General features: G+C 53.9%; 11 protein-coding genes and 1 other annotated feature. Of the genes, 5 read left to right on the plus strand and 6 right to left on the minus strand.

Annotation, left to right across the window (positions count from 1 at the left end; genetic code table 11):
* Window positions 1–3: 3 nt before the first annotated feature.
* From trpD to trpL, 3 genes are all read right to left on the minus strand, one after another.
* A complete protein-coding gene (gene trpD, locus NNO04_RS11430) occupies window positions 4–1599 on the minus strand; it encodes a bifunctional anthranilate synthase glutamate amidotransferase component TrpG/anthranilate phosphoribosyltransferase TrpD (RefSeq protein ID WP_271444752.1) in 1596 nt (531 codons plus the stop codon).
* Window positions 1599–3161 carry an anthranilate synthase component 1 gene (locus tag NNO04_RS11435; protein ID WP_271444753.1) on the minus strand — a complete coding sequence of 521 codons (1563 nt, stop codon included), beginning with the start codon at window positions 3159–3161 and terminating at the stop codon, window positions 1599–1601. Before NNO04_RS11435 ends, trpD begins: the two co-directional genes overlap by 1 nt.
* Before the next feature lie 23 nt (window positions 3162–3184).
* Window positions 3185–3279 (minus strand) — a sequence feature (Trp leader region).
* Window positions 3256–3300 carry a trp operon leader peptide gene (gene trpL / locus NNO04_RS11440; RefSeq protein WP_193568659.1) on the minus strand — a complete coding sequence of 15 codons (45 nt, stop codon included), beginning with the start codon at window positions 3298–3300 and terminating at the stop codon, window positions 3256–3258. Its footprint overlaps the feature before it by 24 nt.
* A gap of 136 nt (window positions 3301–3436) precedes the next feature.
* On the opposite strand from trpL, the gene rnm reads away from it, so the two are divergent.
* The 3 genes from rnm to rluB all read left to right on the plus strand — a co-directional run bounded on the left by rnm (window position 3437) and on the right by rluB (window position 5911).
* Entirely contained in the window at window positions 3437–4318 is an 882-nt protein-coding gene (gene rnm, locus NNO04_RS11445; protein ID WP_271444754.1) for an RNase RNM, read from the plus strand.
* Window positions 4315–4935, plus strand: coding sequence for an L-threonylcarbamoyladenylate synthase (locus tag NNO04_RS11450; RefSeq protein WP_271444755.1), 621 nt, complete (start codon window positions 4315–4317; stop codon window positions 4933–4935). The genes rnm and NNO04_RS11450 overlap by 4 nt, the downstream gene beginning before the upstream one ends.
* Before the next feature lie 100 nt (window positions 4936–5035).
* On the plus strand, window positions 5036–5911 hold the full coding sequence (rluB, locus tag NNO04_RS11455; protein ID WP_271444756.1) for a 23S rRNA pseudouridine(2605) synthase RluB: 876 nt from the start codon (window positions 5036–5038) through the stop codon (window positions 5909–5911).
* Between the two features lie 82 nt (window positions 5912–5993).
* Here the strand turns inward: rluB and cobO are convergent, their stop codons facing one another.
* Together cobO and NNO04_RS11465 are read right to left on the minus strand one after the other, a co-directional pair.
* A complete protein-coding gene (cobO, locus tag NNO04_RS11460) occupies window positions 5994–6584 on the minus strand; it encodes a cob(I)yrinic acid a,c-diamide adenosyltransferase (protein ID WP_162383547.1) in 591 nt (196 codons plus the stop codon).
* A complete protein-coding gene (locus tag NNO04_RS11465) occupies window positions 6581–7342 on the minus strand; it encodes a YciK family oxidoreductase (protein WP_271444757.1) in 762 nt (253 codons plus the stop codon). The genes cobO and NNO04_RS11465 overlap by 4 nt, the downstream gene beginning before the upstream one ends.
* A gap of 236 nt (window positions 7343–7578) precedes the next feature.
* Here NNO04_RS11465 and sohB point away from each other — a divergent pair, with 236 nt between their 5' ends.
* Window positions 7579–8625, plus strand: coding sequence for a protease SohB (gene sohB, locus NNO04_RS11470; protein ID WP_271444758.1), 1047 nt, complete (start codon window positions 7579–7581; stop codon window positions 8623–8625).
* 35 nt (window positions 8626–8660) lie between these two features.
* On the opposite strand, the gene NNO04_RS11475 is transcribed toward sohB, so the two are convergent.
* Window positions 8661–8912 carry a YciN family protein gene (locus NNO04_RS11475; protein WP_271444759.1) on the minus strand — a complete coding sequence of 84 codons (252 nt, stop codon included), beginning with the start codon at window positions 8910–8912 and terminating at the stop codon, window positions 8661–8663.
* Window positions 8913–9306: 394 nt separating this feature from the next.
* On the opposite strand from NNO04_RS11475, the gene topA reads away from it, so the two are divergent.
* Window positions 9307–11904: a type I DNA topoisomerase gene (gene topA / locus NNO04_RS11480; RefSeq protein ID WP_271444760.1), complete on the plus strand. Its 2598-nt coding sequence runs from the start codon at window positions 9307–9309 to the stop codon at window positions 11902–11904.
* Window positions 11905–11992: the final 88 nt, after the last annotated feature.

The following is an 11992-nucleotide window of genomic DNA, read 5'->3' on the forward strand; positions in this document are numbered from 1 at the left end:
CATTTACCCTCTTGCCGCCAGTGCGGTAACCCGGTCATAGGCTGCGCCGCTGCGCAGAACAGTGATCACGGTTTGCACATTGGCTTTCAAATCTTCCTCGCCATGCAGGCGCATCAGCATGGCAACATTCGCGGCGACAGCGGCCTCGTGGGCGGCTTCACCTTTACCTTGTAGCAAGCGTGTCAGAATGTCACGGTTTTCTTCTGGCGTGCCGCCAGCCAGCTGTTCCTGATGATAAGGGGTGAGGCCAAAGTCATCCGCCGTCAGCGTATAACTTTTGATTTCCCCCTCGTGTAACTCGGCAACGATTGTCGGCGCATGCAAGGAAACTTCATCCATTCCACCGCTGTGGACCACCGCGGCGCGTTGATATCCCAGAACACGCAATGTCTCGGCAATCGGCAGCACCAGTTCAGCGCTGTAGACGCCAATCAGCGCCAGCGGCGGGTGCGCCGGGTTAATCAACGGTCCCAGCACGTTGAACAGCGTGCGTGTTTTTAACTGCTGGCGCACCGGCATCGCATGGCGAAAACCCGTATGGTACTTCGGTGCAAACAGGAAGCAGACGCCGAGGTCGTCCAGCGCCTGGCGCGACTTGTCAGCATTCATATCCAGATTAATGCCGAAAGCCGCCAGCAGATCGGAAGAGCCGGATTTACTGGAAACACTACGGTTGCCGTGCTTCGCCACTTTCATGCCGCACGCCGCTGCCACGAAAGCGCTGGCGGTGGAAATATTGATGCTGTTGCTGCCGTCACCGCCGGTACCGACGATATCGGCGAACAGATAGTCAGGGCGCGGAAATGGCGCCGCATTTTCCAGTAACGCGGTGGCCGCACCGGCTATTTCGTTAGGATGTTCACCACGAATTTTCATGCTCACCAGCGCCGCCGCCAGTTGTTCCGGCTTCAGTTCGCCGCGTACCACGGCAGAGAACAGCTGATGGCTCTCTTGCTGAGAAAGCGTTTGTGCCTGATACAGTTTTTCCAGAATGGGCTGCAGCGTGTTGGTCTGTTCCAGCTTCTGTTGCGCCCACGCCAGCGTTTGTTCCAGTAAACGGGCGCCCTGCGTAGTCAGAATGGATTCCGGATGAAACTGGAAGCCGCAGACGCGATCCGCATCGTGGCGAACCGCCATCACCATCCCGTTAAAATGGGCGTTGATGGTCAGTCCGGCAGGTACATTGCTGCCGACCAGAGAGTGATAACGCGCGACAGGCAGCGGATTGGCCAGACCGGCAAACATCGCCTGGCCGTCATGCTCAATGCTTGACGCTTTGCCGTGCAGAATTTCGCCCGCCTGACCGACGTAGCCACCGTAAGCTTCAACAATCGCCTGATGACCAAGGCAGATACCGATAATCGGCAGCTTTCCGCGCAGACGGGTCAACAGTTCCGGCATGCAACCGGCTTCACTTGGCGCGCCGGGGCCTGGAGAGAGCATCAGCACCGGGTTTTTCATCGTCGCCAGACGGTCAATCAGCGTCTGGGCCGGGATATGGTTGCGGTAAATCACCACATGATGGCCGTTAGTCCGTAGCTGATCTGCCAGGTTGTATGTGAAAGAGTCGATGTTATCGAGCAGCAGAATGTCAGCCATTAGAAAATCTCCTGTGCATGATGCGCGGTGGCGATAGCGCGCAACACGGCGCGCGCTTTGTTACGGGTTTCATCGGCTTCAGACTGCGGAACAGAATCGAGAACAACCCCGGCGCCCGCTTGCACGGTGGCAATGCCGTCTTCGACAAGGGCGGAGCGAATCACAATGCAGGTATCCAGATCGCCATGAGCGGTGAAATAACCGACGGCACCGCCATAACTGCCGCGACGGCGTCCTTCGGCATTCGCGATGAGCTGCATTGCACGGACTTTCGGCGCGCCGCTGAGGGTGCCCATATTCATGCAGGCGCGGTAGGCGTGCAGGACATCCAGATCGCTGCGCAGTTCACCCACCACGCGGGAAACCAGGTGCATCACAAAAGAGTAACGGTCAACTTTCGTCAGGTCGGCGACGTAGCGGCTACCTGGGGTGCAGATACGCGCCAAATCATTACGGGCAAGGTCAACCAGCATCAGATGTTCGGACATCTCTTTGTGATCGGTACGCATCTCCAGCTCAATGCGGCTGTCCAGATCCCGGTCGAGAGAGCCATCAGCGCGACGACCGCGTGGGCGCGTTCCGGCGATCGGGTAGATTTCAATTTGACGGCTGGTGGCATCGTATTTCAGTGAGCTTTCTGGCGACGCGCCAAACAGCGTGAATTCGTTGTCCTGCATAAAGAACATATACGGGCTGGGATTGCTCTTTTTCAGTACATCATAGGCCGCGAGCGGCGACGGGCAGGGAAGCGAGAAGCGGCGGGACGGGACTACCTGAAAAATCTCACCGGCACGAATGGCTTTTTGCATGTTGCGTACAACGGCGCCGAACTCTTCATCATTCTGATTGCATTCGCAACGCATATGCGGCACTGCGGTGACAGGCAACGGCGGCGCGGTTTCGGTCAACTGTTGGGTTAATTGCGTCAAACGCTGCGTCAGACGCTGACGTTCAGCCGCATCAGGGGTAAAGATACTGGCCTGTATGCGGGTACTTTTCTTTTGATGGTCAATCACCATCAGCGTTTCTGCCAGATAGAAGCAGTAGTCCGGGCAACGATTACCGGCTTCAAGTTGCGGTAAGTCTTCAAAGCCTGCTACCAGATCATAGGCAAACAGGCCGCCGAAGAACATTGCTTCCCGCTCCTGTGAGGGCACATTCACCAGATCCTGCAGCAGACGGAACGCGTCAAATACGGAGAGTGAACACAGGCGGGCGTCTTCATCCAGCAACGGGCTGACCGGTGGAAAATGGAGAACGCGGCTCGATGCAAGCTGTTCGTTGTCGATCCCGGCGGGCAGTACGGCATCCAGCAGTGGCAGTAGGGAAGCACCGTTATCTGATAATGCCTGAATAGTGACAGTGTCACCTAACGCGGTAATGCGCAATGCGCTGTCCACCAGCAGCAGGCTTTTGAGGTCATCCTTACTGTCGATGTCGGCGGATTCCAGTAACAGTGTGGCAGGGCTGCCGCCACAGACCTGATGAAACAACGCCGTCGGATTTTCGCGGTAAGCGGCATCACAGGTGAGCAGTTCGAGTGTCGGTTTTTGTGTTTGCATCGTTATTCTCATTCATTCTGTTCAAAAAAAAGCCCGCTCAAATTTGGCGGGCCGGGTATCTGGTTGCGTATAGCTGCGAAGACACTGCCCGAAATCAGGAAGTGCGCCACCAACCTTGCAGTACGAATTGAGCTTTCATCTCAGATACCTTCTTCATGTGAACTTGCGTACTAGTTAACTAGTTCAATGGATTTTTGTCAACACCTGATTTCAGTAAATTTGCCGGAAACGCTATGATGTCTGTGAAAGAGCCATTATTAAGACGGGAGCTCGCCTTGAGCGACACGAATTACGCAGTGATTTATGACCTGCACAGCCATACAACGGCGTCCGATGGACGGTTGACGCCAGAAGCGTTGGTACACCGTGCAGTAGAGATGCGAGTCGGCACACTGGCGATCACCGATCATGACACCACAGCCGCTATTCCTGCGGCAAGAGAAGAAATTTCACGTTCCGGATTAGCCCTGAATTTGATTGCTGGCGTCGAAATTTCGACGGTCTGGGAAAATCACGAGATCCATATCGTGGGGCTGAATATCGATATCACCCATCCGGCGATGTGTGATTTTTTGGCCGAACAAACCGAACGTCGCCAGCAGCGCGCGCGTTTGATTGCTGAACGGCTGGATAAGGCCCATATTCCCGGTGCGTGGGAAGGGGCGCTACGTCTTGCGGATGGCGGGGCGGTGACTCGCGGGCATTTTGCCCGCTTTTTGGTGGAATGCGGTAAAGCGACAACCCTGGCGGATGTGTTCAAAAAGTATCTTGCGCGTGGGAAAACCGGATACGTTCCCCCACAGTGGTGTACAATAGAACAAGCTATTGATGTGATTCATCATTCTGGCGGTAAGGCGGTGCTGGCCCATCCGGGGCGATACGACCTTAGCGCTAAGTGGCTGAAAAGATTAGTTGCGCATTTTGCTGAACACCGCGGTGACGCGATAGAAGTCGCGCAATGCCAGCAATCTCCCAATGAACGTACTCAACTGGCGACATTGGCGCGCCAGAATCAACTATGGGCATCGCAAGGCTCTGATTTTCATCAACCCTGCCCGTGGATTGAGTTGGGTCGTAAGCTCTGGCTGCCTGCAGGCGTCGAAGGCGTATGGCAGTTATGGGAGCAGCCCGGAGACACCACAGAGAGGGAAGTATGAGCCAGTTTTTTTATATTCATCCGGAAAACCCGCAGCCACGCCTGATTAACCAGGCTGTCGAGATCGTGCGTAAAGGCGGGGTGATCGTTTATCCAACCGATTCCGGTTATGCGCTTGGCTGCAAAATCGAGGATAAAGGCGCGATGGAGCGCATTTGCCGTATTCGTCATCTGCCAGACGGGCATAACTTTACGCTGATGTGTCGGGATCTGTCGGAACTGTCGACCTATTCCTTCGTGGATAACGTCGCTTTTCGTTTAATTAAAAACAACACGCCGGGCAACTACACCTTCATCCTGAAAGGAACCAAAGAAGTGCCGCGTCGTTTGTTGCAGGAAAAACGCAAAACCATTGGTCTTCGTGTGCCCTCAAACCCGATTGCGCTGGCGTTGCTGGAGGCTCTGGGAGAGCCGATGCTGTCGACATCGTTGATGTTACCGGGCAGTGATTTTACCGAGTCGGATCCGGAAGAGATCAAAGACAGGCTTGAAAAGCAGGTTGATTTGATTATTCACGGGGGTTATCTCGGTCAACAACCCACGACGGTTATCGATTTAACCGATGATTCACCAGCGGTCTTGCGCGAAGGTGTCGGCGACGTTAAACCTTTCTTATAAGGGCGCAACTCTGTATACTACGCGGCCTTAAAATGGCGCTGTACGGCGCCGTTGATTCTCCTGTTCGACGCCTGTGAAGGCGACACCTAAAGGAAGCTCTATGAGCGAAAAGTTACAGAAAGTGCTGGCACGCGCTGGCCACGGCTCCCGCCGTGAAATCGAATCCATTATTGAAGCAGGTCGTGTGAGCGTAGACGGCAAAATTGCCACGCTTGGCGATCGCGTTGAAGTAACACCAGGTCTGAAAATCCGTATCGACGGTCACCTGATCTCGGTGAAAGAGTCTGCGGAACAAATTTGTCGTGTTCTGGCTTATTACAAGCCAGAAGGCGAACTGTGTACCCGCAACGACCCGGAAGGCCGTCCTACGGTTTTTGACCGTTTACCAAAACTGCGTGGCGCACGCTGGATTGCGGTAGGGCGTCTGGACGTCAACACTTGCGGTTTGCTGCTGTTTACGACAGATGGCGAACTGGCAAACCGTCTGATGCACCCGAGCCGTGAAGTTGAGCGCGAATATGCTGTACGTGTCTTCGGTCAGATCGATGAGGCAAAACTGCGCGATCTGAGTCGTGGCGTGCAACTGGAAGATGGTCCTGCTGCCTTTAAGACCATTAAATTCAGCGGCGGTGAAGGGATTAACCAGTGGTACAACGTGACGTTGACCGAAGGGCGTAACCGTGAAGTACGTCGCCTGTGGGAAGCCGTGGGTGTGCAGGTGAGTCGTTTGATTCGCGTACGTTACGGTGATATTCCGCTGCCAAAAGGTCTTCCGCGTGGCGGCTGGACTGAGCTGGATCTCGCGCAGACTAACTATTTACGCGAACTGGTGGAGTTGCAACCAGAAACCGCGTCAAAAGTGGCTGTTGAGAAAGACAGACGTCGCATGAAAGCGAATCAGATTCGCCGTGCGGTGAAGCGTCACAGCCAGGTGGGTGGCGGTCGTCGTTCCGGTGGTCGTAACAACAACGGTTAACGCTTCGTAGCCTGATAGCGTAGCGCCATCAGGCTATTGCGCGGTGCCGGATGGCGCCGCAAGCGCCTCATCCGGCCTTGAATCAGTAGTCGATCCCCATTTGGGCTTTCACGCCCGCTTCAAAAGCGTGTTTGACCGGACGCAGTTCGCTCACGGTATCCGCCAGCTCCAGAATATCCCGATGGCAACCACGCCCCGTAATGATCACTGTCTGGTGCGCCGGGCGTGCATTTAGCGCGTTCAGGACCTCTTCAAGCGGCAAATAGTCGTACGCCACCATGTAGGTCAATTCGTCCAACACCACCATATCAAGCGTTGCATCGGCCAGCATGCGTTTACCATGCTCCCAGACGGCCAGGCAGGCGGCGGTATCCGCTTCACGGTTTTGCGTCTCCCAGGTAAAGCCTGTCGCCATCACCTGAAACTCTACGCCATGGGGTTCAAGCAAATTCCGCTCGCCGTTTGGCCAGGTTCCTTTGATGAACTGCACCACGCCGACATGCTTTCCATGGCCGACTGCACGCGTCGCCGTGCCAAATGCGGCGGTTGTCTTACCCTTGCCGTTGCCGGTGAACACAATCACAATACCGCGTTCGTCTTGTGCCGCCGCAACTCGGGCATCAACCTTGTCTTTTACGCGTTGCTGGCGTTGTTGGTAGCGTTCTTCACTCATTGGGCGATTCCTGGTTTACGGCCCGGTTGGGCATCAAAAGTCATACCGGTTTTACGACGGCTGTCATCGCCCATCAGCCACAGATAAAGCGGCATAATATCGGCGGGTGTTTTCAGTTTTAAGGGATCTTCTGTGGGGAAGGCGCTGGCGCGCATATCGGTACGTGTGCCGCCAGGATTGATGCAATTGACCCGCAAATGACGATTTTGATACTCATCTGCCAGCACTTGCATCATGCCTTCCGTTGCAAATTTTGAGGTTGCATAAGCGCCCCAGTTAGCGCGGCCCTGTCGCCCGACGCTGGAAGAGGTAAACACCAGTGAACCGGCATCCGATTTGAGTAATAAAGGAAGCAACGCCTGCGTCAGCATAAATGTCGCGTTGACGTTAACCTGCATCACGTCCTGCCAGACCTGCGGATTCTGTTCGCTCATCGGGCAAATATCGCCGAGCAGTCCGGCGTTGTGCAATACACCGTCAAGGCGCGGGTAGTGCGCCTCAATGCGCTGGGCCAGATGATGGCAGTTTTCTGAGGTACAGGTCAGCAAATCCAGCGTAAACCACTGCGGCATTGAATCTGTTGTCTCGCCAATGGTATGCGCAACCTGGCGCAGTTTTTCTTCATTACGGCCGAGCAAAATAACGCTGGCGCCGTAGCGGGCGTAGGTGAGTGCGGCCTCGCGACCAATGCCGTCGCTGGCACCAGTGACCAGAATAATGCGGTCCTGCAGTAAATCGTGTTTCGGTTGGTAATGCACGGCTACTCCTCGGCGACGCGTTGGGTCACCCTGCCAGTTGTTTTATCTTTTCATTAACTTTTCGGTTTTATGCCTGAAACCCTACGCTTTTTCAATCAGTCAACGGCGATAACGCCGTAAAATGAACACTTTGTCATGTTTTTCACTGAGTAACATCCAGGTGGATGAAGCGAGACGGGTTCACAGGCCTGTTGTACACTGAGCCGAAGTTGTGTTGTTTAACCAAGGTGGGACTCGTGGAATTGTTGTCTGAATATGGGTTGTTTTTAGCAAAGATCGTCACCGTGGTGGCGGCAATTGGTGTCATTACCATGATTGTTGTGAATGCTGCCCAGCGTAAACGTCAACGCGGCGAATTACGGGTGACGAATCTCAGTGAGCAGTATGAAGAGATGAAAGAAGAGCTGGCGATGAGCCTGCTGGATAGCGCACAGCAAAAACTGTGGCATAAGGCGCAGAAAAAGAAACACAAGCTGGAGGCGAAGGCCGCGAAAGCGAAAGCGAAGTTGGGCGAGAGCGACGCTCGCGGGAAACCCCGTGTCTGGGTGATTGATTTCAAAGGCAGCATGGATGCGCACGAGGTGAGCGCATTACGTGAAGAAGTTACGGCAGTGCTGGCGGTGTTTAAACCGCAGGATCAGGTGGTGGTTCGTCTGGAAAGTCCCGGGGGCGTTGTCCATGGCTATGGTCTGGCGGCGTCACAATTGCAGCGCCTGCGTGATAAGCAGGTCCCCTTGACCGTGACGGTCGATAAAGTGGCGGCCAGCGGCGGCTACATGATGGCCTGCGTGGCCGATAAAATTGTCTCGGCACCGTTTGCCATTGTGGGATCGATTGGGGTCGTCGCACAGATTCCAAACTTTAACCGCTTCCTGAAAGGTAAAGAGATCGATATTGAGTTGCATACAGCCGGGCAATACAAACGTACGCTGACGCTGTTGGGGGAGAATACGGAAGAAGGGCGACAGAAATTCCGTGAAGATCTGAATGAAACCCATCATCTGTTTAAAGCGTTTGTACAGCAGATGCGCCCGAGCCTGGACATCGAAAAAGTGGCGACGGGCGAACACTGGTACGGTCAACAGGCGCTGGAAAAAGGGCTGGTGGATGAGGTCAATACCAGTGATGACGTCATTCTCGATCTGATGGAAGGCCGCGAAGTGTTGAGCGTACGTTTTATGCAGCGTAAAAAGCTGATGGATCGTTTTACGGGCAGTGCGGCAGAAAGTGCGGATAAACTGTTGCTTCGCTGGTGGCAGCGCGGGCAAAAGCCGCTGATGTAAACGAAAACGCGAGGCACAGGCCTCGCGTTTTGCTTTTAATCGATCAGGTGATACTTCTCAGAGAGCACATGGGCTAAATGTTTAAACATGTTAAACACTGCGGTGCTTTTTGGGGTCGGCAATCCTTGCTCGTCTAAAAAGTAATCGCCACTGAAGACCAGTACGCCGTTTCGCTGTGTCACACCGGTGGCTATAATCCCCGCCAGCGTGTCCTCATGCTCACGAATGATTTTGTTGGCTTCTATCAGCAGTGTTTCACGATCGATGGGTTGAGTGTCTTTGTGCATTTTTTACTCCTTAAACAAGGACATTAGTCTACGCCGAGCGCCGCTTATGGGCAAATATTCCATGAAGAAACCGAGGGCTTTATGGCACAGGCGTCACTGGCGAGATTTGTTTTTGCATGCTAATAAAGTTGCGTAACGGATTTTATCAGGTACAGTGTGACGCTTTCGTCAATCTGGCAACAGATTTGCTTGACATTCAACCACAATTCCGTCGTGCTATAGCGCTTGTGTGCTAAAAAGCCTGTTAACTCAGTCACCTGACTATTTCGTGCACACAGTCAGTATAAGGGGTTGATATCCGTCGTCGCAGAGACCATATCGGTGTCTCGTCGCCAGCGGAAGGTGAATCAACGTGCGACGCATTCTGGAAGAATCAAATTAGGTAAAGGTGAATATGGGTAAAGCTCTTGTCATCGTTGAGTCCCCGGCAAAAGCCAAAACGATCAACAAGTATCTGGGTAATGACTACGTGGTGAAATCCAGCGTCGGTCATATCCGTGATTTGCCGACCAGTGGCTCAGCAGCTAAAAAGAGCGCCGACTCTACCTCCACCAAAACGGCTAAAAAGCCCAAAAAGGATGAACGTGGCGCTCTCGTCAATCGTATGGGGGTTGACCCGTGGCATAACTGGGATGCGCACTACGAAGTGCTGCCCGGCAAAGAGAAGGTCGTCTCTGAACTAAAACAGTTGGCCGAAAAGGCTGACCACATCTATCTCGCAACCGACCTTGACCGCGAAGGGGAAGCCATTGCCTGGCACCTGCGGGAAGTGATCGGGGGTGACGACACACGCTACAGCCGTGTGGTGTTTAACGAAATTACCAAGAACGCTATTCGTCAGGCATTTGAAAAGCCCGGCGAACTGAATATTGACCGTGTTAATGCGCAACAGGCGCGTCGCTTTATGGACCGCGTCGTCGGCTATATGGTCTCTCCGCTGTTGTGGAAAAAGATTGCGCGTGGCCTGTCTGCCGGTCGTGTTCAGTCCGTTGCGGTGCGCCTGGTGGTTGAGCGTGAGCGCGAGATCAAAGCATTTGTTCCTGAAGAGTTCTGGGAAGTCGATGCCAGCACGACCACGCCGTCTGGCGATGCGTTACCGCTGGAAGTCACGCACCAGAATGATAAGCCGTTCCGTCCGGTTAACCGCGAGCAAACGCTGGCGGCGGTGAGTCTGCTGGAGAAAGCGCGCTATAGCGTGCTGGAACGTGAAGATAAACCGACCAGCAGCAAGCCGGGCGCGCCGTTTATCACCTCCACGTTACAGCAGGCGGCCAGTACGCGTCTGGGCTTTGGCGTTAAAAAAACCATGATGATGGCGCAGCGCTTGTATGAAGCGGGTTACATCACTTACATGCGTACTGACTCAACAAACCTGAGTCAGGATGCGGTATCCATGGTGCGTGATTACATCAGCGACAACTTCGGTAAGAAATATCTCCCGGAGAGCGCCAATCAGTACGCAAGCAAAGAAAACTCGCAGGAAGCGCACGAAGCGATTCGTCCTTCTGATGTCTCCGTTCAGGCGGAAGTCCTGAAGGATATGGAAGCCGATGCGCAGAAACTGTATCAACTGATCTGGCGTCAGTTTGTCGCCTGTCAGATGACGCCGGCACAATACGATTCCACCACGCTGACCGTTGGCGCAGGGGATTTCCGTCTGAAAGCGCGTGGCCGTATCCTGCGTTTTGACGGCTGGACCAAAGTGATGCCTGCGCTGCGTAAGGGTGATGAGGACCGCACGTTACCTGCCGTGAATAAAGGCGATGCGCTGACGCTGGTCGAACTGACCCCGGCGCAGCACTTCACCAAACCACCGGCACGTTTTAGTGAAGCGTCGCTGGTGAAAGAGCTTGAAAAACGCGGTATCGGTCGTCCGTCAACATATGCGTCGATCATTTCTACGATCCAGGATCGTGGTTATGTGCGTGTTGAGAACCGCCGTTTCTACGCGGAAAAAATGGGCGAAATCGTCACCGACCGTCTGGAAGAAAACTTCCGCGAGTTGATGAACTACGATTTTACCGCGCAAATGGAAAACAGCCTTGACCAGGTGGCGAATCACGAAGCCGAATGGAAAGGCGTTCTTGACAACTTCTTCAGTGATTTTACTCAGCAACTGGATAAAGCCGAGAAAGATCCTGAAGAGGGCGGTATGCGTCCGAATCAGATGGTGCTGACCAGTATCGACTGCCCAACCTGTGGTCGTCAGATGGGGATTCGTACCGCCAGCACTGGGGTTTTCCTCGGGTGTTCCGGTTATGCCCTGTCGCCGAAAGAGCGCTGCAAAACCACCATTAACCTGGTGCCGGAAAACGAAGTCCTGAACGTGCTTGAAGGCGATGATGCGGAAACCAACGCCTTGCGTGCTAAACGTCGCTGCCAGAAATGCGGCACAGCAATGGACAGTTATCTGATCGATCCAAAACGTAAACTGCATGTTTGTGGTAACAACCCGACGTGCGACGGTTACGAAATCGAAGAGGGTGAGTTCCGCATCAAGGGGTATGACGGCCCGATCGTTGAATGTGAGAAATGTGGTTCTGAAATGCACCTGAAAATGGGGCGTTTTGGTAAATACATGGCCTGCACCAACGACGAGTGCAAAAACACCCGTAAGATTTTGCGTAACGGCGAAGTGGCTCCACCGAAGGAAGATCCGGTTCCACTGCCTGAACTGCCGTGTGAAAAATCCGATGCTTACTTCGTCCTGCGTGACGGGGCGGCGGGTATCTTCCTGGCGGCGAATACGTTCCCGAAATCACGTGAAACACGTGCGCCGTTAGTGGAAGAGTTATACCGCTTCCGCGATCGTCTGCCGGAAAAACTGCGTTATCTGGCCGATGCACCGCAACAGGACGCCGAAGGTAACAAGACACTGGTGCGCTTCAGCCGTAAAACGAAACAGCAATATGTTGCTGCAGAGAAAGACGGAAAAGCGACCGGCTGGTCAGCCTTCTTTGTTGACGGCAAGTGGGTTGAAGGTAAGAAATAACCGTTAACTGACAGTTAGTTGATGTAAAAAGGCCGCGAAAGCGGCCTTTTTTATGGGCGATTTATTATTTTTCGCCATGTCTATACAC

Source organism: Citrobacter sp. Awk 4, from assembly GCF_028069725.1.
GTDB lineage: Bacteria > Pseudomonadota > Gammaproteobacteria > Enterobacterales > Enterobacteriaceae > Citrobacter_D.